General features: G+C 50.1%; 24 protein-coding genes. 8 read left to right on the top strand and 16 right to left on the bottom strand.

Annotation, left to right across the window (positions count from 1 at the left end):
- Positions 1-599: 599 nt before the first annotated feature.
- The 7 genes from Pelsub_RS11960 to Pelsub_RS11930 form a co-directional block, all read right to left on the bottom strand.
- Positions 600-3,050 carry a CoA-disulfide reductase gene (locus Pelsub_RS11960; RefSeq protein WP_116223511.1) on the bottom strand — a complete coding sequence of 817 codons (2,451 nt, stop codon included), beginning with the start codon at positions 3,048-3,050 and terminating at the stop codon, positions 600-602.
- Between the two features lie 3 nt (positions 3,051-3,053).
- Positions 3,054-3,416 carry an ArsR/SmtB family transcription factor gene (locus tag Pelsub_RS11955; protein ID WP_158675099.1) on the bottom strand — a complete coding sequence of 121 codons (363 nt, stop codon included), beginning with the start codon at positions 3,414-3,416 and terminating at the stop codon, positions 3,054-3,056.
- A gap of 146 nt (positions 3,417-3,562) precedes the next feature.
- Positions 3,563-4,423, bottom strand: coding sequence for an SMP-30/gluconolactonase/LRE family protein (locus tag Pelsub_RS11950; protein ID WP_158675098.1), 861 nt, complete (start codon positions 4,421-4,423; stop codon positions 3,563-3,565).
- Positions 4,424-4,668: 245 nt separating this feature from the next.
- A complete protein-coding gene (locus tag Pelsub_RS11945; RefSeq protein ID WP_116223514.1) occupies positions 4,669-5,556 on the bottom strand; it encodes a fructose bisphosphate aldolase in 888 nt (295 codons plus the stop codon).
- Positions 5,557-5,747: 191 nt separating this feature from the next.
- Positions 5,748-6,482: an ABC transporter permease gene (locus Pelsub_RS11940; protein WP_116223515.1), complete on the bottom strand. Its 735-nt coding sequence runs from the start codon at positions 6,480-6,482 to the stop codon at positions 5,748-5,750.
- 3 nt (positions 6,483-6,485) lie between these two features.
- Positions 6,486-7,238: an ABC transporter permease gene (locus tag Pelsub_RS11935; RefSeq protein WP_116223516.1), complete on the bottom strand. Its 753-nt coding sequence runs from the start codon at positions 7,236-7,238 to the stop codon at positions 6,486-6,488.
- Positions 7,235-8,149 carry an ABC transporter ATP-binding protein gene (locus tag Pelsub_RS11930; protein WP_116223517.1) on the bottom strand — a complete coding sequence of 305 codons (915 nt, stop codon included), beginning with the start codon at positions 8,147-8,149 and terminating at the stop codon, positions 7,235-7,237. Before Pelsub_RS11930 ends, Pelsub_RS11935 begins: the two co-directional genes overlap by 4 nt.
- A 139-nt stretch (positions 8,150-8,288) precedes the next feature.
- Here Pelsub_RS11930 and Pelsub_RS11925 point away from each other — a divergent pair, with 139 nt between their 5' ends.
- The gene (locus Pelsub_RS11925) at positions 8,289-9,011 is read left to right on the top strand and encodes a response regulator transcription factor (RefSeq protein WP_116223518.1); all 723 of its coding nucleotides are present in this window, start codon (positions 8,289-8,291) and stop codon (positions 9,009-9,011) included.
- Complete coding sequence (locus tag Pelsub_RS11920) at positions 9,008-10,375, top strand: sensor histidine kinase (RefSeq protein ID WP_116223519.1); 1,368 nt, start codon at positions 9,008-9,010, stop codon at positions 10,373-10,375. Before Pelsub_RS11925 ends, Pelsub_RS11920 begins: the two co-directional genes overlap by 4 nt.
- A gap of 161 nt (positions 10,376-10,536) precedes the next feature.
- On the opposite strand, the gene Pelsub_RS11915 is transcribed toward Pelsub_RS11920, so the two are convergent.
- From Pelsub_RS11915 to Pelsub_RS11895, 5 genes are all read right to left on the bottom strand, one after another.
- Positions 10,537-11,304: an N-acetylmannosamine-6-phosphate 2-epimerase gene (locus Pelsub_RS11915; RefSeq protein WP_116223520.1), complete on the bottom strand. Its 768-nt coding sequence runs from the start codon at positions 11,302-11,304 to the stop codon at positions 10,537-10,539.
- A gap of 113 nt (positions 11,305-11,417) precedes the next feature.
- On the bottom strand, positions 11,418-13,028 hold the full coding sequence (locus Pelsub_RS11910; RefSeq protein ID WP_116223521.1) for a PTS system mannose/fructose/sorbose family transporter subunit IID: 1,611 nt from the start codon (positions 13,026-13,028) through the stop codon (positions 11,418-11,420).
- A 32-nt stretch (positions 13,029-13,060) separates the two neighbouring features.
- Entirely contained in the window at positions 13,061-13,546 is a 486-nt protein-coding gene (locus tag Pelsub_RS11905; RefSeq protein ID WP_116223522.1) for a PTS system mannose/fructose/N-acetylgalactosamine-transporter subunit IIB, read from the bottom strand.
- A gap of 5 nt (positions 13,547-13,551) precedes the next feature.
- Complete coding sequence (locus Pelsub_RS11900) at positions 13,552-13,980, bottom strand: PTS sugar transporter subunit IIA (protein ID WP_116223523.1); 429 nt, start codon at positions 13,978-13,980, stop codon at positions 13,552-13,554.
- An 11-nt stretch (positions 13,981-13,991) separates the two neighbouring features.
- Positions 13,992-14,780, bottom strand: coding sequence for a GntR family transcriptional regulator (locus tag Pelsub_RS11895; protein ID WP_116223524.1), 789 nt, complete (start codon positions 14,778-14,780; stop codon positions 13,992-13,994).
- Positions 14,781-15,032: 252 nt separating this feature from the next.
- On the opposite strand from Pelsub_RS11895, the gene Pelsub_RS11890 reads away from it, so the two are divergent.
- Positions 15,033-16,139: a nucleoside hydrolase gene (locus Pelsub_RS11890; RefSeq protein WP_116223525.1), complete on the top strand. Its 1,107-nt coding sequence runs from the start codon at positions 15,033-15,035 to the stop codon at positions 16,137-16,139.
- A 102-nt stretch (positions 16,140-16,241) separates the two neighbouring features.
- Here the strand turns inward: Pelsub_RS11890 and Pelsub_RS11885 are convergent, their stop codons facing one another.
- The 4 genes from Pelsub_RS11885 to Pelsub_RS11870 form a co-directional block, all read right to left on the bottom strand.
- Positions 16,242-17,648: a hypothetical protein gene (locus Pelsub_RS11885; RefSeq protein ID WP_116223526.1), complete on the bottom strand. Its 1,407-nt coding sequence runs from the start codon at positions 17,646-17,648 to the stop codon at positions 16,242-16,244.
- The gene (locus tag Pelsub_RS11880) at positions 17,641-18,225 is read right to left on the bottom strand and encodes an RNA polymerase sigma factor (RefSeq protein WP_116223527.1); all 585 of its coding nucleotides are present in this window, start codon (positions 18,223-18,225) and stop codon (positions 17,641-17,643) included. Before Pelsub_RS11880 ends, Pelsub_RS11885 begins: the two co-directional genes overlap by 8 nt.
- Positions 18,226-18,480: 255 nt before the next feature.
- A complete protein-coding gene (locus Pelsub_RS11875; protein ID WP_116223528.1) occupies positions 18,481-19,785 on the bottom strand; it encodes a class II D-tagatose-bisphosphate aldolase, non-catalytic subunit in 1,305 nt (434 codons plus the stop codon).
- Between the two features lie 12 nt (positions 19,786-19,797).
- Positions 19,798-20,766 (bottom strand): tagatose 1,6-diphosphate aldolase, encoded by a 969-nt coding sequence (locus Pelsub_RS11870; RefSeq protein ID WP_116223529.1) that lies wholly within the window; start codon positions 20,764-20,766, stop codon positions 19,798-19,800.
- 201 nt (positions 20,767-20,967) lie between these two features.
- Here Pelsub_RS11870 and Pelsub_RS11865 point away from each other — a divergent pair, with 201 nt between their 5' ends.
- From Pelsub_RS11865 to Pelsub_RS11845, 5 genes are read left to right on the top strand one after another with little or no spacing between them, the layout of a single operon-like run.
- Positions 20,968-21,735: a DeoR/GlpR family DNA-binding transcription regulator gene (locus Pelsub_RS11865; protein ID WP_158675097.1), complete on the top strand. Its 768-nt coding sequence runs from the start codon at positions 20,968-20,970 to the stop codon at positions 21,733-21,735.
- A 27-nt stretch (positions 21,736-21,762) separates the two neighbouring features.
- Positions 21,763-22,800 (top strand): SIS domain-containing protein, encoded by a 1,038-nt coding sequence (locus tag Pelsub_RS11860; RefSeq protein WP_116223531.1) that lies wholly within the window; start codon positions 21,763-21,765, stop codon positions 22,798-22,800.
- Positions 22,801-22,808: 8 nt separating this feature from the next.
- Complete coding sequence (locus tag Pelsub_RS11855; RefSeq protein WP_116223532.1) at positions 22,809-23,264, top strand: PTS sugar transporter subunit IIA; 456 nt, start codon at positions 22,809-22,811, stop codon at positions 23,262-23,264.
- A gap of 10 nt (positions 23,265-23,274) precedes the next feature.
- Positions 23,275-23,574, top strand: coding sequence for a PTS sugar transporter subunit IIB (locus Pelsub_RS11850; protein ID WP_116223533.1), 300 nt, complete (start codon positions 23,275-23,277; stop codon positions 23,572-23,574).
- Between the two features lie 51 nt (positions 23,575-23,625).
- On the top strand, positions 23,626-24,942 hold the full coding sequence (locus Pelsub_RS11845; protein WP_116223534.1) for a PTS ascorbate transporter subunit IIC: 1,317 nt from the start codon (positions 23,626-23,628) through the stop codon (positions 24,940-24,942).
- Positions 24,943-24,960 lie beyond the last annotated feature (18 nt).

Genomic DNA, 24,960 nt, shown 5'->3' with positions numbered 1-24,960 from the left:
ACGGATAAAAACAAAGACATTGTTAAGGTTGATGAACACAGATGGTGCTTTGTGCGCCATCGCGAGAGGGATGGGCTTCTTTAGTCCTTTTTTTCTTAGCCACAAATCAACACGGATAAATACAAAGAAATTATTAAGTTGATATACACAGATGAACTTTACTTCGCGTCATTCCGATAATTGCCAAGTGTCATTGCGAGCGAAGCGATCGCGAAGCATTCCCTTGGGGAAAGCAATCTCAGTTTCATGTATAAAATAATGCCATTTTGCTCGAACGTTTGCGGGACAAAAAGGACATAACCAAGCAAGGATAAATCGAACTCTATCCGAGATCCCTCTCCGTAGGGAGTGCTTCGCGATCACGCCCTCCTGCCGCTGGCAGTCAGGCTCAGGATGACAATGTGTGGGGCATTAGGCAGGTTTATCTGACAGGTACTGGCGGAATCTCGCTCAAGGTTAAATTTCAAAGATCTTCCATGCCCTCCTTATTTCTGCGCAGCCGGAATGGGAGGGTTAGGGAGGGGAGAAGGAGTGGAGGGGCAAAAAACAGCCCCGCACATTTGTGCGGGGCTGTTGTCAAATCGGAGAGTACTTTTTATTTAGATGAAGATGGTTGCGTTGGACTCATCCGAAGCGTGGATGAAAGTCGCCACACCTACGGTCTTGATCCCATCCAGCAATTCTTCTTTTTGAATGCCCATCAGGTCCATGGACATCTGGCAGGCTTCAATGACCACACCGTTGTCCATAGCGCTCTTGATCAATTCGGGCAGTGAGGCAACATTCTTCTTCTTCATAATGCCCTTGATCATGGCGGTTCCCATACCCAACATGTGCATTTGGGAAAGTGTCAGCTTGTCCGCGCCGCGCGGCATCATGAAACCGAACATCTTTTCAATCAGGGTTTTCTTGACCTTGGGAGCGTTATCCTTGCGCAGGATATTCAGACCCCAGAAGGTGAAGAACATGGTAACTTTGTGGCCCATGGAGGCCGCGCCGTTGGCGATGATGAAGGCGGCGATGGCTTTGTCCAAGTCGCCGGAGAAGATGACCATGGTTTTGTCTTGCGTCATTGCTACTGATCCTTTTTCCTCTTTCTTTTCTGCGCCTTTGACAATCTTGGCAGTGATGACTCCGTTGGCCGAATCAACCGACAGGAGTTTGTTGCCAGTGCGGTCGGCCCAGGCTTCCACATCGCTGCTGAAGCCGAAATCGGTGGCTTTCACAGTGATCAAGTCGCCGGGGTTGACTTCCTTGACCTTGTTGTATAGCTTCAGAATAGGGCCGGGGCACTGCAAACCGCAGGCGTCCACCGTGAATTCGTTGGCGTTATCCGCGTTGAAGGGCGGAATTTCGTGGATCTCTTCACGGCTGCTGATGGATACGTTCTCGAAGGTATCGAAATTGGACTGTTTGCAGGTCACGTGCGAGTAAGTCTTGAAACCGCCGTTCAGGTTGACCACATCAAAGCCGTTCTGCTTGAGGATGCGGGTGGCGAAGTAACCGCGCTGCCCGACCTGGCAGTAAACCACCACACGTTTGCTGTGCGGAATTTCGTTCAAGCGCTGGCGCAGCTCTCCCAGCGGAATGTTCAGCGCGCCGTCGATCATGCCGATGGCCAATTCTTCCGGATCACGCACGTCCAGGAAGACGTTCTTCTCGCGATCCATCTTGTCGACCATGTTCCAATCGATAGTCTCCAGGTCGCCACGTAATACGTTGCCGGCCAGGAATCCGATGATGTTGACGGCATCGCGGGCGGAACCGTAAGGCGGGGCGTAAGCCAGCTCCAGTTCTTCCAGGTCATAGACGGTCATACCGGCACGAATGGCGGTTGCGATCACATCGACGCGTTTATCGACGCCCTCAACACCCACCAACTGCGCGCCGTAAATCTTGCCTTCCGGTGAAAAGAGCAGTTTGAAAGCCATGGGGGAAGCACCCGGGTAATAACCTGCGTGGTTGGAAGCGTGGATGATGACATCCTTGAAGGGCAGGCCCAGATCTGCCAGTTGTTTGCTGTTCAGACCGGTGGAGGCCACTGTCAGGTCGAACACTTTCACAATGGAAGTGCCCTGCACGCCTTTGAAGGCCATGTCGCGTCCGGCAATATTGTCGGCCACGATGCGGGCCTGTTTGCTGGCCGGACCGGCCAGGGGCAGGTTGACTTCCTTACCGCTGATGATGTTCTTAATCTGCACGGCATCGCCGATGGCATAAATATCCTTGTCGGAAGTTTGCAGATGGTCGTTCACCACGATGGTGCCGCGCAAACCCAACTCCAGGCCGGCGTCTTTGGCCAGCGAGGTTTCAGGGCGCACGCCTACCGACAGGATGACCATATCCGTGCCAACAACTCTACCGCTCTGCAGGGTCACGTTGAGCGGGCTGTCGGCATCGATGGCCTTCAGACCGTCACTCAGCGCCAGACGGACGTGCTTGAAATCCAGATGCTGATGCACCATGGCAGCCATTTCGTAATCGATGGGCGCCATGACCTGGTCGAGCATTTCGATGATGGTAACTTGCACGCCGCGGTCCTGCAGGTTTTCGGCAATTTCCAGGCCGATGAATCCGCCGCCGATGACCACCGCGCGGGTGGCCTGCTTTTCGGTGACAAAATCGTTGATGCGGTCCATGTCCGGAATGGAGCGCAGGGTGAAGACACCCGGCAGATCCACACCCGGGATGGGCGGGATGATGGGGGTGGCACCTGGGGAGAGCACCAATTTGTCGTAGCTTTCAGTATATTCGCGCCCGTTGGAGAGGTCGCGCACATTGACCGTTTTCTTCTTCGTATCGATGCTGAGCGCTTCATGTTTGACACGCGCTTCAATGTTGAAGGTATTTTTAAGTTTTTCGGGGGAGATGACCAGCAGCTTTTCACGCTCCTGGATGACACCGCCGATGTGGTAGGGCAGTCCGCAGTTGGCAAAAGAGATGAAATCACCCCGTTCGAGGATGATGATTTCCGCTTTCTCGTCCATGCGGCGCAAGCGTGTAGCTGTGCTGGCTCCGCCTGCGACACCGCCGATAATAACAGTTTTCATTCCTTACTCCTTTTTCTCCGATGAGTTTTGATTATGAATGGCACTGGTGATTTTGGCTTCCTGCCTGAGCTGCGAGGAGAGGATCTCCCGCATCAGGTCCAGCGCAACTATGATGCGCTTATCCGGCAGGGTATATAAAACAGCAGTGCCCTGGCGTTCCGTGGCAACCAGGTTGCGTTCGCGCAGAATGCGCAAGTGGCGCGAAACACTGGATTGCGGAATGTTGAGTGCCTCGGAAAGCTCGTTGACGAACATGCCTTTTTCGGAAAGCATGTATAGGATGAGAATGCGGGTGGGGTCGCCCAGCGCCGAACAAATGCGCTCGTGCAGCAGTCCGATCTCAATTTCCAGTGGTTTGGTTTCCATTACTAATTCCTTATATTCGGATAAGCGCATAAATAATACTACTTAATCGGATACTGACAAGGGTTTAGAAAGAATTTGACAAAAAATTAACACCCGCTTGAGTTAAAGTGGGTGCAAGTGGTTAATAGTGCAAAAATATTAATGGGTCAGCCGAGAAATACCGGTTCGGGCAGGCCCTTCACGCCCGGTTTGAGCATGAACAGGTTGCCGGCCTGAGGCTGTTTGGCTAATTCTTTGTTGCTCATTCCATCAATGGCGGTGGTGATATAGAGTTCGTTCAGCGCCGGCCCGCCGAAAGCGGGGCAGGTTGGGCGCGCCACGGGCAGGTCAATTTGCCTGTCCGCTTTACCATTGGGGGCGTAGCGTGTTACCCGCCAGCCGTCGTAGAAAGCCACCCAGATGTACCCCTGGTTGTCCACGGTCAGGCCGTCGGGCAGGCCCTCTTCAGGCGGTACCTGCAGGAAGACGCGCCGGCCGCTCAGGCTGCCTTTGCGCGCGTTGAAATTGTAAGCGTACACCACGTGGTGCAGGGTGTCGGCGTAGTACATGCGGTGGTTATCCGGGCTCCAGCCCAGGCCGTTGGAGATGGTGATGCCCTTATCCATTTGTGTAACTGTATAATCGGGGTCCAAACGGTAGAGCGCGGAAGTCGCGCTGCGCGGATCCATGGTGCCGGCCCAGAAACGCCCGCCACGGTCGACCTTGCCGTCGTTAAAGCGTGCGCCGCTTTTGCCTTCCTCCGGATGCGCGATAAATTTCAGGGCAGTGCCTTTGCCGTCCCAAAAGTGGAAGCCGCGCTCGGTGGCGGCGATAAAGCCGCCGCTTTGGCGCAGACCCAGAGCGGTTACTTTGAATGGCATGTCGAAAACCTGCACTTCGCCTCCGGCATTGCGGCGCTGAATCCTGGCTTTATTGATGTCCAGCCAGTACAGCGCGTTTTCGCGCGGGTCCCACAGGGGGCCTTCGCCCAGGTCATTGTGGCAGTCGATGGTCAATTCAAAGTCCAAAGTAGTCCTCCGGGAAATTTACAAATAATTGCTGTCTCATTGTATCAAAGGAATGACGCAATAAAAAATCCCCGCTGTAAGGCACTAATGAGTGAGTTTGAATGAAATGGCAAGCCGGATTCCTTTTCATCTTGCGTTGAAAAGGAGTATGACAAGACATAAATAAAAAACGGACGGTTGTATAATGGCCGTCCGTTTCTTCAATCTGTCATTTTAATCAATTCCGTACTGGAAGTTTCTACCTGTTAGGTGATGGAAGCGTTGTAAATTGCCTGGATGGACTGCGCCAGCATTTGATTGAATTCTTCATCCGTTTGACCGACAGTCAATCCCTGCGATAAGGCGCGCGAGAAGCTGGCGATCAAGCCGTGATTGCGGGCCAATTTTTCGTTGGCTTCACTTTGCGAATAGCCGCCGGATAAGGCCACTACACGTACCACGTGCGGATCGTCGATTAATTCGCGATAGAAGTTATCCTCAGTCGGAATGGTCAGCTTGAACATTAATTGAACGCTTTTGTCCAAAGCGGACAGCTTATTCAAGATTTCGCTTTTCAACAGTTTTTCCGATTCTTCCTTATCCGCGCTGTGAATATCCACCTCGGGTTCGAGAATGGGGATCAGCCCATGATCGAAGATCTGTTTTCCCAGATCGAATTGCTGCTCCACGATTTGCTTGATTCCCTTAGCGTTGGCTTCTTTGATCACTGAGCGCATTTTAGTGCCGAAGATATTCTTCTCGATTGCCTGCCGCATAAGGCCGTGCAGGTCCGTGAATGGCTTCATCATTTGAACGCCGTCTTCAAGCCCGGCCAGGCCCTCATCGACCTTTAAGATGGGCACAATACCTTTATTCTCCCAGAGATAATCGGCGGTAAACCGTCCGTCAATAGTGCTGTCCATTGTTCTTTTAAATAGGATCGCAGCCAGAATGTATTCTGAATTGAATGCGGGGCTCTTAATAATGCGCGTCCTCATTTGATGGACGAGCTCGAACATTTCTTCGTCATTTGAATAACTGTCCTCTTTAATCCCATAGAGGAGAAGCGCTTTGGGGGTGCTCCCGCCGCTTTGATCCAACGCTGCAATGAAACCCTTTCCCTCATGAATTCGGTTCATTTGTTCCGTGTTCATAATAATCCTTTCATATTTCTGCAATGACAAGGTTCTTGATTACAAGATCGATTTTATTATAAGCAGGATCAATGGATTGGATTGAAAGATTTGTCTAAGAAAAGGAAAAATGCCTCTCCGCGTGGGTCTCCAGTATCAAAACAGATTATTGTCGAACCCACGCGGGAAGGCGTTCAATAAATGATGTTGACTTATGTTGTCAAGACGTCCCGTTTTTTTAGCCATAAGACAGAAAAAACAACGCTAATCGTGACGAAAACGAGACTATTCAACAGGAATAGGGATTGGCTGCATTGCATCGTTCCCCCGGATTTGTTTGCCTGCATACCCAGGGAGAGCAGCGCATAAGGATTCCAAACGCCAAACCCCTTGGCCGATGCTACCAGCCCGGAAATTCCACCCATAAGGGCGATGCCTACCGGCACGGCAAAGCTGCGGATAACCAGTGAAATCGCCAGTTGGACGGCACAGATGGCAATTCCCCCAATGGCCCCATAAAAAAGCCAGTTCAATAATTCTGGGGGAAGAGGAGCATTTATCCCCACCAGCTTTCCGGACAGGATGAACAACACACCTGTCCAGGCTTGGGTCAGGATGACCATCAGTGTTGCCGAAAGCAGCTTGGATAGAACAAATTGACTGACTGGAATTGGCATGGTCATAATAGTGTTCCAGTTGTGATTCAGGTGTTCCAGACGGTAGAGATACGAGCTGTAAACGCCAATCAATGCAGGTAAAAAGAAGAAACAGCTGAACAAGGTCTGCTGCGACCAAAGGCTGTACCATTTGTCCTGTAATATCTCAATGTTTTGAAAATAGTTGAAGGTTCCCAGGACTGCCGGGATAATTGGCAAGCATAGGAATGCCAGCCAGACCGGATTGTGATGCAATTTAATTCTTTCTGCGCGGAAGGTTCTTGAAAACATGATTTAGATCTCCTTTCGGATAAACAATCTTTGGCCGATAAGGTACAAGATGGCAAATCCTATTACCAATATCAGGAATCCCGGCCAGTTCTTTGGAATGTAGGAGTAATTTACGATGCGTGTGGCTGGATTCCAGTCCATTTGAATAAAAAGCAGTTCACCGAAATACCCCCATAATAAGAATTTCGAGAACACCTGGGGCAGGTAAAGCAGGAAGATTCCGACCAGCCCGCCAAATAAACCAACGGAGAGGGATATCATTTGGTTGGGAAACTGCAGTGACAGGATTTGTTGTAAAAGCAGGATGGTCAGGTTCACGCTCCCGGTGAAAAGCAGGTAATATGCCAGCATATCCAAAGGCGGATTACCTTGAAAGCCTTTCAGTAATCCAACAAGAATGATTACCAGGATCTGCAGGACAACCGCCGCAAGCATGTACAGGCTTCCAAACAGGAATTTTGCGTTGAAGATCCTGCCTGCCGGCATGAGGGTTTCTAAAAGCTTGAAAGTTTGCCCTTTATGTTCCACATCGCATAAGCGGGAGGTGATGACAGCGGCGAGGACCGGCATGATAATCGAGTTGATTATGGAAAATTGAAATTGCATAGATTTCCATCCCTGGGCAAGATCGTGCTCATCCATTCGGGAAACTCCCCAAAGCGTCCATAAGATTTCGACCAGGGTTATGGCGGCGGCAATCAACCAGACTTTTCTTCGATGTGCTTTTTGAAATTCCAGTTTCAGGGCCCGTATCATAAAGCACCTGCCTTGCCGGTCAGTTCCAAGAAGATATCTTCAAGATTGTTATTCCTTTCCTCAATCCGTACAACGCGGATGCCCTTGTGAATCAGATCCTGGATAAAAACAGCAATTCTCTCATCGCTCAGGGCGGGAATGATCAAATAACCTTGCTCTTCTTTGCATGCCAACCCCTGTAGTTGAAGAATTTTTGAAGCAGTTATGTTATTCATTGTGCGTATAGCAATCTGATGGGAACTTTTCTGGTGCAATGCTGCCAGGCTCCCCTGAAAGATTAACTTGCCGTGGTTGATAATTCCAACGTCGGTAGCGATTTGGTCAATCTCACCCAGCAGGTGACTGGAGACCATCACGGTCATGCCATACTGTTGGGGCAGGGAGCAGATCAATTCGCGCATTTCCTGCATGCCGGCCGGGTCGAGACCATTGGTCGGTTCGTCAAGGATTAACAGTTTTGGATTTCCCAACAGGGCTCCTGCCAGGCCGAGGCGCTGCTTCATCCCCATCGAGTATTCGTTGACCTTTTTCCCTTCCTGTTTCTCCAGCCGGACAATGGATAAAACGCGCTGGATGTCTTTTTCAGGGACCTTTTTCAGGGTGCTGATAATGCGCAGGTTTTCCAAGCCGGTCAGGTGACCGTAGTAACTTGGTGATTCAATCAGCGAACCAATCTGGCTGAGCATTTCCAGCCGATTCTTGCTGGTCGTCATTTTCCCAAAAAGGGTGATAGCACCGGAGCTGGGCCGGACTAATCCCAGTATCATTTTCATCGTGGTAGTTTTACCGGCTCCATTGGGGCCGAGGAATCCATAAACCGATCCATGCGGTACTTTCAGGTCAAGGCTTTGTATGCACTGAAAATTACTGTACTGCTTGTAAAGGTTTTTGGTTGTGATGATATTTTCCATAATCATTCTCCTAAATTGAATAACGGACAATATAGCAGGTCAGGTTTACGGGAAGCTGAATCCAAGCTTACGATTACCTTAATCTTCCATGGAGAACGGTCTGCGAGCTGCAACTTGCACTAAAATGGAGGAGATGACGATGGAAACAATTTTTGATTGCAAAATATTGATTGTGGATGATGAACCTGAGCTGTGCAGGATGGTTACGGATATCCTGCAGCGCGAGGGATTTAGACATATCCTCAGCGCATCGAATTGCCGGGAGGCGCGCCAGAGCCTATCCAAAGATCGGCCGGATTGTGTGATTCTGGATGTCACCCTGCCGGACGGGGATGGCTTTATGCTCCTGCGTGAGATGCGGGCGGATTCCTCTGCTCCGGTATTATTCCTTTCCGCGCGGGATGAGGATCAGAACCGCCTGTTGGGTTTAGGCCTCGGCGCGGATGATTACATCACCAAACCCTTCCTGCCCCTGGAATTGATTCTGCGTTTGAAAGCAGTGCTCAACCGTACTTATTTCCCGCTGGAACAAACCGGCCCGCAAGAGCGCATTTTCTATCTGGGCGATACTCAAATTGATTTGGAAAGCGGCACAATCACCCGTAACGATGGGGAGCAGATCACGCTGACTGCCAAGGAATTTGCCTTCATTGAGAAGTTATATGAAAATACCGGAAAAATCGTCACCATAGAGAATCTCTGTCATGCAGCCTGGGGGGACAATGTATATCGTTATGAAAATTCGTTGATGGTTCACATCCGCCGGTTACGGGAGAAGATCGAGGTGGATCCTTCCGCTCCTCGCTATTTATTAACCGTGCGCGGACTTGGCTATAAGTTGGTTGGAGTCACAAAGAAATGAAGAGTGTGATGCGGATTATTTCTCGTTATCTGGTTTCAGCAGTAGGTGTAGCGTTGATCCTGCTGGCGGTGAACTTTGTGGTGTTCTTTATCTATATGTTTCAATTGAACAGCATTGAGCAGGTGGAATACCCTGTTTCACAGATTGCAGAGGGTTTGACGGTACAAAATGGGGCTTACCAACTTTCTGACACTACTGAAAAAATCATTGAAGGAAATTATCAGTGGGCGATGCTATTGGACGATGCGGGCAAGGTAATATGGAGCCTGAATCTGCCGGCGGAAATCCCGCAAAAGTTTACGGTTCCCGAAGTGGCCAGTTTTTCCCGCTGGTATCTGGATGATTATCCGGTTTATGTCTGGCGACGTCCGGATGGGCTTTTCGTACTGGGCGGTCGGGTAGACAGCGTATGGAAATACAACATTGAATATCAAATGGTGGTCTTCGATAAAATCTTCATCTGGATTCCGCTGGTCCTTTTAATCAATACCCTGCTGGCCTTTGCAATTGCGTTGGTATTTGGTTTGCGCTTGTACCATTCCCTGAAACCGCTTGCCGGTGGGATCAGAGATATGTCCGAGAAGAAAGCCGTGAAATTATCCACCAAAGGCTTGCTGGGTGAACTTGCCGCCGGGATTAATAAGGCTTCGGCGCACCTGGTTGAACAGGATATCGCCCTGGACAAACGAGATAATGCCCGCACAAAATGGATTGCGGCCATATCGCATGATATTCGCACGCCCTTATCGCTCGTGATGGGATATGCCAGCGAACTGGAAAGCAACGCGGAACTCCCCACGGCAGAGCGGGAACAAGCCGGCATCATCCGCCGGCAGAGCCAACGAATTAAAACGCTGGTGAGTGATTTGAACCTGGCTTCAAAGCTTGAGTATGATATGCAGCCGCTGCGCCTTAGCCCTGTCTCCCTGCCGGGCCTGGTACGGAAAATCAGCGCGGATTTCCTGAATGGAATGATGGATGAGCGCTATACCATTGATGTTGAAATCGATGAAAACACTCAGGATGAAACCATAACCGGCGATGAAGAGCTGTTAACGCGAGCAGTCTCCAACCTGATTACCAACAGTATGCAGCATAACCCCAAAGGCTGTACGATTCAAATCAACCTGGTCAAGGAAGCCCCTTTCATATCCTTATCGGTTATGGATGATGGCATTGGATTTGCGGAAGAACAATGCCTGAACCTCAATCAACCAACTGAAGATCCGGATTTGCCCTATTCCGGTTTAGGCCTTACTATCGTTCGCCAAATTGTTCACGCCCACGGCGGCAAAGTGAAGTTTAGTAACCGCACGACAGGCGGGTGTGAAGTTTTGCTCTCATTGCCCCTCGATATGGGTTAGGCGAATTATGACTGATTAGTTTGGTCAAAGAAAAAAGAGCGGTCGTCCCAAAGGGCGACCGCTCTTTTGCGAATCATTGATTTTTCAATTTACCGGATGGACCGCGTCTAATCCTGAAAGTATCGCTATAGGGATGGTCATACACCCAAACCCCGTTATGCTTAATCAGAAGGGTAAACCGTATTTATTGCATTGACAAATTTACTCGTTATCTTTTCCGGCATGGTGATTGCGGCCCCAACAGTGACCATATCCACACCGCATTTCATTGCATCAATAACTTGCTCTACTTTCCAAATTCTGCCTTCAGCGTTGATTTTGATTTTTACGCTTTTCTTCAGCGCTTTAAGTAAATCGAGATCAGGAGGTTCCTCGTGAATCAAATTATCCAATTTTGCCTCATCCATATACGTCGATTTCTCCAGTAAACTGGATTTTAGACTGCTGCGTGTATATCCTGAGAGCGTTGTAGAGACAACGTCAACACCCATCTCCTCAGCTTTTAATCCTTCTTCGACTGTGGATAAATCGGCCATTATCAGAATTTCAGGATAGTATTTCCTAATCTGTTCAATAAGCTTGTTGATATCATCATAAGTTCTCCCCCTTGGGGTGCTATCCATACCCAAAATATCAGCGCCTGCCTCAATTACTTCTGCTGCAGATTCGAAAGTGGGCGTGATATATACCTTATCCAATGATTGAGGATCATCAAATCCAACTTTGTTTATGCCGACGATAGGAAGGTCAGTAATGCTTCTGATAGCTTTAATATTATCCGGCCAACATGCCCGAATTCCACCGGCCCCACCTTTTATGGCGCACATCGCCATTTTTTGTAAATAATCCGGCCCATACAAAGGTGAACCCGGAAAAGCCTGGCACGATACAATCAATTTATGTTGAAGTTCTGTTAAAATAGTATTCATATATTCTCGCCGTTTAATTGCCTTTGCTTCCCTATAAAGCTGGGCAGTTTAAATTGGTGTCTGAGCCCCATTCATCATGATGAAGGGGCTCAGACAGGACGTTTATTGGCTTTTTACACGACCAATAAATTAGTGAAATATCCAACTACCGCTAAAGCGATAAAGACCAGGAACAGGTATCCGATCTTCATCTTTTTATTCACAAGCAGGTAATAGGTAGCCAAACCTAATAAAATCGTAATGATGTTGGGGAACAAGCTATTCAATGCTGAGTTCAGGTCAATTACCATATCACCTTGCGTAAACGTCAGCCCCGTCTTTACGTTTACATACATGGTGGTGATCGCCCCTACAACGATCAAACCCACAATGTTCATCCCCTGGGTGATTTTGTCTTTAATACCGCCGGATAAAACTAATTGGGCGGAATCCATGCCCATGCTATACCCGCTCTTGAACAGGAACCAGGTGAGCGGAAGCATGATTGCTAAATGAGCCAGGACATAGAAGATTGGGCCCATTACACTACCACTTTCAGAAGACAGACCTAACGCGATACTCAAGAGAATCGGGATTAACGTGCCGACGTACAAAGAATCTCCAATTCCGGCAAACGGTCCCATCAGCGCCGTTTTTATGCTGCTGATGAGATCGGCAGAATTCTCTTTGGTGATTGCGCTTTGTTCTTCCATGCCCAACACGATGCCGGGAATGATCGACCCGATATACGGTTCGGTGTTGAAGAAAGCTTCGTGCCTTTCGAGGAGTGCTTTTTGAGCATCTTTGTCATTGGGGTACAGTTTATCTTTCACCTTTCCCAGCATGCGGATAATCGCGGGAGCTTCCATTCTTTCGAAGTTTTGCACTGAAAGGGTCCAGAACTGCCAGTTCCAATATGCTTTGCGTACATCCTTTTGATCAAGTAATTTGAACCTGTTCTCCGATTTCTTTTGGTCGATCATCTTCAAGCTTGATAAGTCGACCTGAGAGTACTTGATATCCATGAACGCTAATAACAAACCCACTAAAACAACCGGGATGATCGGCGCTTTGAAGACCGCAACCAGGATGAACCCGAACAAATAGTACAGGAGGTCCACCTTTTTCTTGACGACATATTGCATCAGCAACGCAAACCCGATGAGTGGCAGGATACTGCCCAGCAGGGTCAAGATCCCTCCGAGCCATTCAGGAATCGCACTGACCATGGTCGGAACAAATTGAGCGCCTAAATAGTTTGCCAGGAAGATCGGAATAAACCGGCATACAAAGTTCGTGATTTGCCCGACGACCGGAATGTTGATTGCTTTTTCCAGCTGGCCATTCGTGATGTAACGATCCATCTTGTGGACAAATACAGAGTTGAAAGACGCGGTTGCATAAACGGCCACGACACCCAGGAAACTGAGGGCGATCGATAGACTGACCGCATAAGTCGAATCCGCACCGCTGATAACCGCTAGAGGAATTCCAATCCAAGCTGCAAAGTTTACATCCGCAGGCATCGATCCGCCCGGTGTAACCAACCCGATATACATCGCCTGAATTGCAGCTCCAATGATGATTCCCGTTTGGATATCTCCCAGAATCGCGCCGATGATCATGCCGGATACCAGGGGCCTTCCCATCGTATACCACCCGCCTAATAGCCCAATGGCCCAGGGTGAATAGATTGAAGAGCAATACCCAAAGATGGCAATGAGAAGTGCTTGCCAAAAAATCATTTCTTCACCTTTATTAACCTTTCAAAATTTTTTTACTTAAATAAATCTCTTACTTCGTTCCATTCAATAATTTTCTGATCGATTGTTTGATTGAAATAAACTCGGACCCTCCTTTCTATAAGTTGATTGACTGCGTCCATCTCTTCGCTGGTAAGGTACGCATAGGTTGTAATCTTCCTGGTGTCCGGGCGGTAGCTGATTGGGCCGATATTCAACTCTTGCTTGAGTTCCGGATAAGATTTGAAAAGCTCCAACGCAACCATTGGAGATCTCATCAGCAGTAAAACATGCTCATTATTTTCAATAAATTCACGCAGGTTGGTCTTTGCCTCATCAGTCGTGAGGATCACCGCTTTTGTTTGAGGGGGAACAGCTAAAAGGAAAACACTCTTCAGTACGGGATTGGAAGCTGTAATATCATCGATGATTACAATCTTTTCAATTTTGAAATCAGCCAAAACCCTAACAATACATTGTCCGTGAATCAATCGATCATCACATCTTATTAATGTAATCATTTTTGCTAACCTTTCGATAACATCTCTTTTGTTATGGTGCGGATGCTATCTTTACCTTTATTCACAATATCAATAACTAAATCATTAAGATCCTGCTGCTGGCCCCTCAAAGTGAGCACCTCTGCGAGCATGGGTAAATTCACCCCCGTAATAATTACGGCGTCAATATCTACCAGGGACATTGCAGCAGCATTGCTTGGCGATGCACCGAATAAATCCGTAAATACCAGATTCTTTTTCGTATGCATGTTGCCAACCTGCTTCTTTATTTCTTCACACAAGCTGAAAACATCTCCGCCTTCATAAAGTCCAAGGGTCTCAAAATTCTCTTGAGGACCCATCAGCATTTCAATTGCTTGTTTCAGGCTATCTGCCAGTGAAGAATGTGTACAAACCAGGATACCTAAAGTTTCATTCTGCTCTGTTGTTGCCATTTTTCTCTCAATTACTTGATAACGATATCGAAAGTGTATTTCGTTCCGTGGTAAAGGGAATCGGCATAGGCAATGGGATTCATATTTGTATCGAAGTCCACCCCCCAGGTATGCATCACTACCCCTTTGTTCTTCGAAAACAGGATATTTGCATCCGTACCTTCCGCGACAATTGCATTTATTTTTTCATGCCTTAAGAAAATTTCAGTTTTGTAATAGGTTCTCAATGTGTCATAAAGGGAGTTCTCCTCAAGTGAATATTTATCAAGCCCCGGAAACCGTTTTTCGGGCAGGAAGACATTCTCAATCGCAATGGGTTCAAGGTCAGCCATTCTCACCCTACTTAAATAAAAAACATTGTCAGAGGGCAATATTTTCAATTCCTCGGCAATGTTTTTTTCCGGTTTTTGGATTTCAAAGGACAAGATTTTACTGCTCGGTTGAAAGCCAAGGGTTCTCATGTGATAGGAAAACCCCAATACCTCCAAATATTTACGGAAAACAAAATGGGACACAAAAGTTCCCCTGCCCTGGATGCGGTAGAGCGTGCCATCATTGACCAAGTCATTTATTGCGCGCCTCACCGTCATCCGGCTGGTATCAAATTGGTTGCATAGCTCCTGTTCAGAAGGGATGATGTTCCCTTTCTGATAGATTCCTTTTTCAATGGTTTCTTTTATATAAGCTGTGATTTGCTGATAGATCGGTACGTTTTCTGGCATCTGATCCTCTCTGTGCAAAAGTGCCTTTTTAAACTCAAGTAAGATTGAACTTGTGTTATCAACTTGTATAACTAACATGTATATACGAGTTGTATATATTTTAGTACGAGTTGGGAAAATGTCAATATAAATAGAATGAAATGCACCTTTTTATGGTTCTTCACTTAACACAACGGAAATTTCAGGCCGGCAGAATGATCGTCATTTGCAAAAGATTAGCTTCGCCTGGCTTATTTAAATCGGTAATAACGAAACTGACTATGTCTATAAAAGGTCTATGCTAAAATATTGCGGAACAACCATTTAAGAATAAATAGTGGAGGGACAAGCATGACGAGAAATAAATTATCGACTGCCTTATTGGTATTAACGTTCGTGTTTTTCAACGGCTGCATAACCGCGCAGGAACCAACCCCTGCTGTTCTGCCCACCGAACCGGCGCCGGAAGCGACACTTCAACCGACCGCAACCTCGGAAATCCAGTACTTTGATGATGCTTCAGAAGGTTCTCTACCGGTTATTTTTTCGCACGACGGCGCGCCGGACGATGTGGCCACGTTGGTTTATATCAGCAAGCATCCTCGTGTCAAGCTGCTGGGCGTGATCCAATCTTACGGCGAACAACATCCGGAGAAATCACTCAAGGAATGGCAGATCTTTTTATATGATGTACTTGACCTGGATGATGTACCCATTGGTGTGGGGGCGGAAGATCCGCTGGATCCGGCCCATAATGAATTTCCCGCCGGTTGGCGCAGCGGCGCTGATAATTTCTGGGGCGTTTCTCTGCCGGCCGCTTCACAGGATTACACTGCTGAAAATGGGGCGGATTTGATCGTGCGGCTGGTGAATGAATCACCGGAAAAGGTGGTCCTCCTGGTGACCGGCGCGCAGACCGATTTGGCGCTGGCATTGCAGCAGGATCCCGGCATTGCGGATAATATTGCCCAGGTAGTTATTATGGGCGGCGCTTTCAACCGAGGCGGCAACCTGAATGAATCACCGGGTTACGAGAACAACCACGCTGCCGAATGGAATATCTTTGTCGATCCGCTGGCAGCCAAACAGGTGTTCAACTCCGGCATCCCTCTGTCGATCGTTTCTCTGGATGGCTCGGATGATTTCATCGTCAGCCGGGAGGATTACGACAAAATTGCCGGCAGTGATGATCCTGCCCTGCAATTGTTGGAGCGGTCATGGCAGCAGAATTTCAACAATTGGGGCGGTGACTTCAAAATCTGGGATATTGTGGCAGGTGTAGCGATGACCAATCCAGGTTATTTCACCTGGACTTATGACGGCGTGGATGTGATTGCTGAAACAGGCGACACCCACGGCCAGACTATTCGGTTGGATAACAGCGCAAAATATACCCGGTTCACTTCGATGACCGATTATATCGGGGTGCGAAAAACCATTTTTGATATTTTGAAATAAAAAGTAGATAGATTCCGGTAAAAATGAAAACGGGCATACCCATTGGGTATGCCCGTTTTTTATACCCCGGCGCAAAATGAAATGCGCGGAGAGCCTGTTATTTTATTCGTCAGCCAGCGGCGGCTGCCACTCGATGTCCCAATTCCCCGGATGCAGGAAATTCGCATGGAAAATACTACAGGTAACCGAACCGTAAGGCAGGCCGCCGGAATAATAGTAGATGAACGGGTAAAGCTCGCTGGACGGGCCGGCTGTTCCGTAATCCGGCGTACCTTCTCCCTGGCCTGTGCAGAAGTAGGTTCCGCTGAAATACTGAGCGCTGCTTTCCGTGACCGTGATGGCATACCCTTTTTCCAGGCTGTCATCCCGCCCCTGATCGGTCGGTTCTTCGACAACCTCAACATCTCGAAAATTGATCCGGATCCCATCTACAGTGACTTCTTTATTAATTTCCCAGTTTTGTCCCACTTGCGGGTCTGGGCCGGCGTCGAAGGAGAAAACAGGAATGCCTTCGTCATAAATAGCATTTATCCACAGGTTTTTCACGTGCAGCGTTAAAGGAGGAGTGAAATCCTTGTCAGCAACCTTGATCGCAAAAATATTATCCACGGTGAATCCGCTGGGGTCGGGGAGAACATCTTCCTGTTCCAACGGGATTTCTTTGCCGGCTGCATCCTGAGCTGTGATTGTCTCGAAGTCAATGCTGGCGGCCTGCCAATTTGGATTGGATAATTGGAAGCTGCCGTACAGAATATAGCCGTCATCCAATGCGACGTTTTTATCAATGCTGATCTTTACGTCATTATCGCCTGCTTCCGCGGTGCTTTCGGCGGTGCTCTCCACTACCGGCAGCAGTTCCATATCGGTCGGCTTTTCGGTACTCAGGCTGAAATCCACCTTCCATTCCTTGGGGGCGCCGCATGTTGAAATTTCCGGGTCGTCCGGGTCAACGGCCGTATAGAGCGCGGCCTGGGTAACACCCTCCGGCAGGGCAAAGAATTGGATGCGCGCCTGCACGATGCCACCTTCGTTGCTCAATCCGCCGCCGGTCGGGAGCAGTTCCTTGCCGTTCGGCAGCCGCAGACGGTTAACGTTATAGGAGCAGTGTTGACTGTTTTTGGGCAGCCCTTCGATGCGATAGGTGACCACCGTCTGGTTGGCGTCCGAGACCACCTGTTCGATGGTCAAAACGGCGCCGTCTTGCTCCAGACTGACCGGTTCGTATAGATACAGCGTGGTTTCATCGTCCTGCACCAGACCGATGCCCGGCAGGAAGTCGAACAAGCCGCGCAAGCTGGCCCATACCCGCTGCGGGGAAACGACCAGCAAGATCACCGCCAGCGCAATCACCGCCGCGGCCGGTAGCCAGCGCAATTGCGGCGCGCGCCGGGGGGCGCGATCCGGTTGGGTGGAAGATCGCATTTCCTTCCACAGTTTTTCACTAAATTCCGGCGAGGGTTCAACGGATTGAACCGCGTCGTTGATTTTGTTTTCAAGAGATTTAGTCATGATCATTCTCCATTTGTTTCTTCATGCGCTCCAGCAGCCGCGCAACGGACTTGCGCGCGGTATCCTCTTTGCAGTGCAGCACCTGACCGATCTCGCGATAGCTTAATTCAGCCATGAAGCGCAGACGGATGAGGGTTTGTTCTTTCTCGGTGAGTCCCATCAGCAGGCTGAATACCTGTTCGAACTCGCCCTTTTGGGCGGCCCGTTCAGGCAAATCCATGGCGCTGACCGGGATTTCCAATTCCTCGATAGGTACTTCCAGAGCTGCTTTGCGTGAGTTTTTGCGGTAGTAATCGACCAGCCGGGCATGCGCAATGGTGAACAGCCAGGCGGAAAAAGCGCCGCGGTTGCGGTAACGCGGCAGGTCCTGATAGGCTTTCAAAAATACCTGCGCTGTCAGATCTTCCGCATCCTTGACATTACCCAGGCGGAAGTAGAAATAGCGGTAAACCGGGGTCAGCCACTTGCGGTACAGCGCTTCGAACTCAAGGGGATTGCGCTGGGCTGCACCGACCAATTCCGCATCTTCGGCCATGCGCTCATGCTGGTTTCGTTCTCCTTTTATGGTTAGGTCCATGTGTTATTCCTTCTTTGCTTTTTTGAAAATGCATCTTCACGTATTTATAACCGCAGGAAAAGCGAAAAGCGGACATGTCAGTTTTATGAAATTATTCCACAAAAAATAGCGCCGGGTACTCGGCGCTATTTTTAATCCATTATGCAAGTAGATTATGTGGTTTTTGAATCGCTGATACCTTGGAGCAGCTGTTGTAAGCGCAAGCTTTCTGCTCTTTGTACAAGTAAAAATTAACTGGTCTCAGGTAGTTTTAAGTCAACCACAGGCTGCCGAGTACCCGGCCAGCACGTTCATGATGCTGTGTTGAATGAAACTGCGCGGATTAGCTGGAATTCCTCCTTCGAAGACTGACGGGTAGAGCGCCGGGAAGAACTGGCTGACCAGCGCCAGGGGCAGATCGTCCCGCTGCAAGTTAGCTATCAAGGTCAGAATCGCGTTTTGCACCTGCGGGTAACCCCAATAATAGCGGATCCGGTCGCTGAAGCTGTATTTCATTGCGAATAATATTTCCTGTGCGCTGCCCCGGTAATGGTCCTGCCAGTACCGCGGGTCGCTGCGCATGGTCTCCAACAGGGTATCCACCAGACGGGAACGTTCACCGGCGGGCAGGTTCGGCAGTTCGTTCTCGATAGCAGCCAGGTTGAAAAGCGCCTCACGCAGGGCAAATGTCAGCGCCGGGCCAACTTTGAGAATAGCAAAGTGGCCGCCGACCATGCTGCGCAGCGCCTGCGGGGATTGGTAATCGGTGGAGTGAGCTTCGTAGACCATGCCTTCCTGCCGCTCGATGAAGCCGCTCAGGTTACCAGTCTGATCACTTCGGAACGGAAATATCTCTCGATTGCCAAACTCCACACCCGGCGAGACGACAACAGCGATAACACGTTCCAGAGCATCTGCCAGCCCGAAACGGAGAAAAATCTGACGATGCACTGCCAGCATTTCAGCCACATCGTCTACCCGTGTAATGTGCGGCTGGCCGGGTGCCTGCGCGTTTATGCCCCCCGGAGCGGGCACTTCCGTCCCGATCACGTATAAGGGTTTATAGGCGGCAGGACGTTCAAAGGCGGCCTGTTCGCAGGCTGCGCATAACCTTGCGCTGCGTGCGGCGATTTCGGCTACGGAAAGCGCTTCTTCCCCGCCGCAAGGCATCGATGCATCCAGATGAATCTTAACAAAGCCGGCGGCTGCGTAAGCGCGCACCAATTGCTCACTTTTTTGCATAGCTTGTTCGGCCGGCAGGGCTCGCCAGGGGTTTGGCCCCAGGTGGTCGCCGCCCAGCAGAATGCGTTCGCATGGAAAATTTTCCTCTTTGGCCAGCTCGCACACGTACGTACGGAAATGTTGCGGGGTCATGCCGGTGTAGCCGCCTTCCTGGTTGACCTGGTTGCAGGTTGCTTCGATCAGCAGCGCTTCACGCGATGACTGAAGCAAGCGCATCGCTGCGCGCAGCACATCCGCGTGAGAAGAACATACGGCGAATACCCCCACAGGCAAGCCAGACCGATGGCTGTGGATCTTCTCCCGCAAGGGAAGGCTGGATGAAAAGACGGCGGAGTCCATGAGGCAGGATATCTAATATGTCTTGTACCAGTTCTCATCCGGGGACGGAGCTTCGAAACAATCCTGCCAGGGCTTTCCCAACGCGTCCACCAGGCTGGTCAAGCGCGCCATCCGTTCGCGCGCCGTACCCGTCAGGAATTCCATACGGGCTTGCCCGTTCAGGTTAACGGCTTCTTTCCAGACAGCCCGACCGGCGGCCACACCGGAGGCACCGCCCAGGCAGGCAGCGGTAACCTGCTGTAGAAAGATTTCATATTCAACTGAAGCGGAGAGCAGAATCCACGGCACCTGGCTGGCTTGGCTTAACTGCCGGCAGGCTGATTGCCAGGCGTTGAAATCACCAAATTCCTGAATGTCCAATGGAAACTCGGCTTTGAGCACGTCAACACCCAGGGGCGTCAGCTTTTCCGCGGATTCTAAGATGACGTCCTGTTTTTCCCGGCCGGGAAGTTTGCCTCTCTCGGCAGTGGGGGAGTAGGTAAGGATCTCCAGAAAGAAAGGCAGATCGGCTGCCCGGCAGGCTTCGGCGGTTTGCTGTACCAGGGCTTCAATGGTGCTGTGCAATTCGGAGTGCGGATGGTAATAAACCAGCAGCTTGACCGCGCTGGTGCCCATGCGTTTAACCTGTTCTACGCTCCATTCCTCAAGCAGCTCGCTTTGCCTGGCGGTGGGATCGCCGGAATATCCGGACGCGTCCACCGCGACCAGTAGACCACGGCCTCCGGGAAGACTGCCATTGGCAATGGCCTGTCCCGCGCTGTAAAGCGGATCAAGCAGGTAAGCACTGGAAACCGCGCCCAAGCTATCCAACACGTCCTGCTTGAAAGCCATGATCTCTTCCGGACGGGTAACCGTTTCATTTTCAGGATGCAGCAGGCGGCGCATGTTGTTGCGATGATCCAGCGCCAGGATGGCGAACTTTCCCCCGGGCGTGGCGCACTGCTGCAGGCCTCGTATTTTTCCGATTGTAAGCGTCTTCATATTTCCACAACCTCACACCATTTAGGCATATCGTATCACGCAGCGAACAAAAAAGAATGTTCAACTGTGTTCGAATGATAAAAACAGCCAAAAAATGCTAAAATTATTGATGAAATGCACATAAACAAACAGTAATAATGTTCGAATATGAGCACAAATTTGACCGGAAGGTAAACCTAACATAACATGAGGAGGATGAACATGCTAAAAGACGAGCGGCAACAATTAATTGTTCGGGAACTGGAAAGAAAAGGCAGCGTCATGGTTGACGATCTGGCCAGCCAATTCGGCGTTTCCAGAATGACCATTCGCCGGGACCTGTATGAAATCGAAAAGAGCAATCTGCTAAAGCGCACACACGGTGGGGCGGTACTACCGCTCAAATCCAACAGTTACAACGAACTGCCCACCATCCGGCGCATGGATTTGCTCCGCGAGGAAAAGATCCGCATCGCCAAAGCGGTGGCGCCTATGATCCAGGAGAAGGAGACTATCTTCCTGGGATCCGGAACCACCACGCTGTACGTTACCAGAGAGCTGTGTCAGCGTGACGATATCACTGTTTTGACCAATGCGGTTACTGTGCTGAATGAATTGATCGCCAACGGACACATGCAGGTGATTGCCATCGGCGGCTTCCTGCGGCGCGAAGAGCAATCCATGATCGGCCATTTTGCCGAGCGCGTGATAGAAGACTTGCGTGTTGATAAAGTCATCGTCGGCATGGGCGGAGTGCATCCGCGTTTTGGCTTGACCAACGAAGACCCGCAAGAATTGATGACCGACCGCAAGATCCTGGGAATCAGCGACGACGTCATTATTGTGGCCGACCATACCAAAATCGGCCACGTGTCTACCAGCCGCGCGGCACCTATTACGGCAGCTTCAACAGTAGTAACCAGCGAGAATGCTCAAAGCGAACTGATCGAAGCTATCCGCGGCCAGGGCGTGCATGTCATTCAAGTCTAATCTTTAAAAACAAGGAGAACATTATCAATGCAGCAAGAAAACGGTAAATTTACCCGGGAGGAAATCCTCTCACAACCGGACACATGGGCGGAAACCTTGGCTTACCTGGAAAAGGATTGGAAGAGTGGGCTGCCCGATGTGGGTGCTTATGATGAGGTGATTCTAAGCGGGTGTGGTTCGACTTACTATCTTTCCATTTGGGCGGCTCGTCTGCTGCAGCGCAAGACCGGTGTAACCTGCATCCCCGTGCCCGGTTCCGAGATTTGGTATTCCGGAGAGGATTGGATTCATCCCGACCGTAAAACCTTATTTATTGCCATTTCCCGCTCCGGCCTGACAACCGAAACACTGCACGCTTTGGATTATTTCCTGAAAGCGGGTCAAGGGGACGCGCTGGCAGTGACCTGCTATGGCGACAGCCCGCTGGCCAAATCCGCACCAAAGGCTGTCATAACCTCAGCCGGTATGGAAAACAGTGTGGCGCAAACGCGTTCATTTACCAATATGATGTGGGCTTTGATGCGACTGGCTAACGGTGATATTCCATCCGGGCTGCCTGCCCAAGTCAGCCAGGTAGGAAAACAATTGCTGGCGAACTATCAATCCACCTCACGTGAGATTGGCGCAAACCTCGAAATCGAGCGTTTCTTCTTTTTGGGTGATGGGCCACTGTACGGCCTGGCTTTGGAGGTCATGCTCAAGATGAAGGAGATGTCGTTAAGTTACTCGGAGGCCTATCATTTCCTGGAATTTCGCCATGGGCCGATGTCGGTAATCAACGACCACTCGCTGGTGGTTGGCCTGGCAAACCCGCAGCAGGCCGCTTATGAAATGCCGGTTTTACAGCAGATGCGTGAGTTGGGCGCGCGCACGCTGGCGGTAGGCGGATTAACGGAAACCCCGGCTGCGGCGGATACTTTCTATCGTTTGGATGGCAGCCTGCCTTACGATTGGTCCTTCGCAACCTATTTGCCGCTGATCCAATTAATCGCTTTTGAGCGCAGCCTGGCCAAAGGGTTAAACCCGGACAAGCCGGAAAACCTGACCGCCGTGGTGGAGTTGTAGGACAGACGATGGATCTTTACGAATTATTAGTGCCCGAAGCAATCCAAGCCAAACAGGAACTGGCTGATCGCACAGCGGTCATTCAAAGAGCCGGTGAATTACTGGCAGCGGCCGGCGCGATTGAACCGGGATACGCAAGTGCCATGCAGCGTGTGATGGACGAGCTGGGACCTTACTGCGTGATCGCACCCGGAATCGCTCTGCTGCATGCCCGCCCGGAGGACGGCGTGCTGCGCTCATGCCTGGGTTTGATCACATTGAAAACACCGGTGGTCTTCGGACATTCGACCAATGATCCGGTCGACTTGGCTTTTGCCCTGGGAGCACTGGATAAGCAGAGTCACATCCGCGCCCTGGCGCAGTTAGCCGAGTATCTTTCTCAGGAAGGATTTCTGTGCGGATTGCGCGAAGCGGCAACGACGGATGTCCTGAAAGAATTTATCTATTCATATTCGAGAGCATAAAAGAGGAAAAATGATCATTGCAACTTTGTGTGGGATGGGATTTGGAACCAGCATGATGCTCAAGTTGTTTATTGATGACATTCTCAAAGCTGAAAATATTAAAGCGGAGACAACCCCCTGGGATTTGGGGTCTTTTAAAGGCAACAAAGCCGACATTGTCGTCGCGCCTGTGGATATGGAACCGCATTTACGTGATTACCCGGCCAAGATCGTCTTGGTAAAGAACCTTGTCGACAAAGGTGAAATCAAAGAAAAGATACTGAGAGCCATTGACGAGCTCTCCCATGCAGAAGGAGGAAAAACGATTTAATATTTTTAATCACCCAACCATTAATCAATCGATAAAAAATTAGGAGGAAAAATGGCTGTATTTGATGCAATACTGTCCCTGATTACACTGCCGGCAATTGTATTGGGTTTAATTGCCCTGGTCGGTTTGCTGCTCCAAAAGAAGAGCGCGGGCGATGTCTTCAAGGGAACTTTGAAAACAATTTTGGGACAATTGATTCTGGCGGTCGGTATTGGTGCGCTTATTAACGCCTTATCGCCTATCCAGGTATTTTTTGAAACGGGGATTCCCTCCGGCAGCTTTGAATCATTTGTCACCTACGATGAAGCGGTGGTCGGCGCGGTTCAAAACGCCAACCTGGCCAATATTGGCGCCGAGATCGCCTGGACCATGTTATTCGGTTATATGGTCCATATTCTGGTTTCGCGCTTTACGAAATTCCGCTATATCTATCTGACCGGCCATATGATCTGGATCCATGCCGGGGCGTTCGCCATCCTGTTCCACTCATTCGGACTGCCCATGTACGCGGTAGTGGCGCTGGCTTCCGTCATGGACGGCTTCTACATGTCCTTGATGCCGGCCCTGGCGCAGCCGATCATGCGCAAAATCACCGGCAGCGATGAGATCGCTTTCGGCCACGGCCAGACCCTGTTGAACATGCTGGGTGCCTGGGCCGGTAAGCTGGTGGGAGACCCCGAGGACTCTGCAGAGAAAATTGAGATCAAGGAATCCTTCAGTTTCCTGCGCGATATGTCGGTCTCTATCTCGATCATCATGCTGCTGGTTGCCTTCATCGGCGCCGGCTTGGCCATGTCGCAAGTTGGTGTGGCCGGATTCGAAGAGACCATCAGCGCTGGTCAGAACTGGTTTGTATATACGCTCTTGACCGCCTTAAACTTCACCGCCGGCGTTCTGGTACTGCTGCAAGGCGTTCGCATGTTGATCTCGGAAATCACCCCGGCTTTCAAGGGTATTGCCGAGAAACTCATCCCCGGAGCGAAACCCGCACTGGACTGCCCGGTAATTTATCCCTACGGCCCCAATTCGTTAATCATCGGCCTGATCTCGGGCACCATTGGGCAGATTCTCGGCATGGTCCTGCTGGCCATTATGAAGTGGCCGGTGCCGCTGCCTTCTATGATCGCGGCCTTTTTCGCCAGCGGTTCGGGCGCCATCTTCGGCAACGCCACCGGCGGCCGCAAAGGCGCCTGGCTGGGCGGTTTCCTGTGGGGCTTCGTCGGATGGATCTTGATCAGCTTTGCGTATAAGTTCCAGGTATTTGGGGACCTGGCGGCTTTTGGCGCGGTGGGCTTGGGCTTTACCGTCCCGGATGCCATTGTACCCAGCATCGTTGTGTGGGCAATTGCCAAGTTGTTTGGCGTCTAGCCCGGTAAAAGAAAAAAG

This window comes from Pelolinea submarina (assembly GCF_003966975.1).
Lineage (GTDB): Bacteria > Chloroflexota > Anaerolineae > Anaerolineales > Anaerolineaceae > Pelolinea > Pelolinea submarina.
This window is presented reverse-complemented; position numbering and strand designations above follow the sequence as displayed.

Coding starts and splice junctions, on each gene's coding strand:
- Pelsub_RS11960 (WP_116223511.1), bottom strand. CDS start 3,050: ATGAAAACTGTTATTATCGGCGGTGTCGCAGGCGGAGCCAGCACAGCT.
- Pelsub_RS11955 (WP_158675099.1), bottom strand. CDS start 3,416: ATGGAAACCAAACCACTGGAAATTGAGATCGGACTGCTGCACGAGCGC.
- Pelsub_RS11945 (WP_116223514.1), bottom strand. CDS start 5,556: ATGAACACGGAACAAATGAACCGAATTCATGAGGGAAAGGGTTTCATT.
- Pelsub_RS11940 (WP_116223515.1), bottom strand. CDS start 6,482: ATGTTTTCAAGAACCTTCCGCGCAGAAAGAATTAAATTGCATCACAAT.
- Pelsub_RS11935 (WP_116223516.1), bottom strand. CDS start 7,238: ATGATACGGGCCCTGAAACTGGAATTTCAAAAAGCACATCGAAGAAAA.
- Pelsub_RS11930 (WP_116223517.1), bottom strand. CDS start 8,149: ATGGAAAATATCATCACAACCAAAAACCTTTACAAGCAGTACAGTAAT.
- Pelsub_RS11925 (WP_116223518.1), top strand. CDS start 8,289: ATGGAAACAATTTTTGATTGCAAAATATTGATTGTGGATGATGAACCT.
- Pelsub_RS11920 (WP_116223519.1), top strand. CDS start 9,008: ATGAAGAGTGTGATGCGGATTATTTCTCGTTATCTGGTTTCAGCAGTA.
- Pelsub_RS11915 (WP_116223520.1), bottom strand. CDS start 11,304: ATGAATACTATTTTAACAGAACTTCAACATAAATTGATTGTATCGTGC.
- Pelsub_RS11910 (WP_116223521.1), bottom strand. CDS start 13,028: ATGATTTTTTGGCAAGCACTTCTCATTGCCATCTTTGGGTATTGCTCT.
- Pelsub_RS11905 (WP_116223522.1), bottom strand. CDS start 13,546: ATGATTACATTAATAAGATGTGATGATCGATTGATTCACGGACAATGT.
- Pelsub_RS11900 (WP_116223523.1), bottom strand. CDS start 13,980: ATGGCAACAACAGAGCAGAATGAAACTTTAGGTATCCTGGTTTGTACA.
- Pelsub_RS11895 (WP_116223524.1), bottom strand. CDS start 14,780: ATGTTAGTTATACAAGTTGATAACACAAGTTCAATCTTACTTGAGTTT.
- Pelsub_RS11890 (WP_116223525.1), top strand. CDS start 15,033: ATGACGAGAAATAAATTATCGACTGCCTTATTGGTATTAACGTTCGTG.
- Pelsub_RS11885 (WP_116223526.1), bottom strand. CDS start 17,648: ATGACTAAATCTCTTGAAAACAAAATCAACGACGCGGTTCAATCCGTT.
- Pelsub_RS11880 (WP_116223527.1), bottom strand. CDS start 18,225: ATGGACCTAACCATAAAAGGAGAACGAAACCAGCATGAGCGCATGGCC.
- Pelsub_RS11875 (WP_116223528.1), bottom strand. CDS start 19,785: ATGGACTCCGCCGTCTTTTCATCCAGCCTTCCCTTGCGGGAGAAGATC.
- Pelsub_RS11870 (WP_116223529.1), bottom strand. CDS start 20,766: ATGAAGACGCTTACAATCGGAAAAATACGAGGCCTGCAGCAGTGCGCC.
- Pelsub_RS11865 (WP_158675097.1), top strand. CDS start 20,968: ATGCTAAAAGACGAGCGGCAACAATTAATTGTTCGGGAACTGGAAAGA.
- Pelsub_RS11860 (WP_116223531.1), top strand. CDS start 21,763: ATGCAGCAAGAAAACGGTAAATTTACCCGGGAGGAAATCCTCTCACAA.
- Pelsub_RS11855 (WP_116223532.1), top strand. CDS start 22,809: ATGGATCTTTACGAATTATTAGTGCCCGAAGCAATCCAAGCCAAACAG.
- Pelsub_RS11850 (WP_116223533.1), top strand. CDS start 23,275: ATGATCATTGCAACTTTGTGTGGGATGGGATTTGGAACCAGCATGATG.
- Pelsub_RS11845 (WP_116223534.1), top strand. CDS start 23,626: ATGGCTGTATTTGATGCAATACTGTCCCTGATTACACTGCCGGCAATT.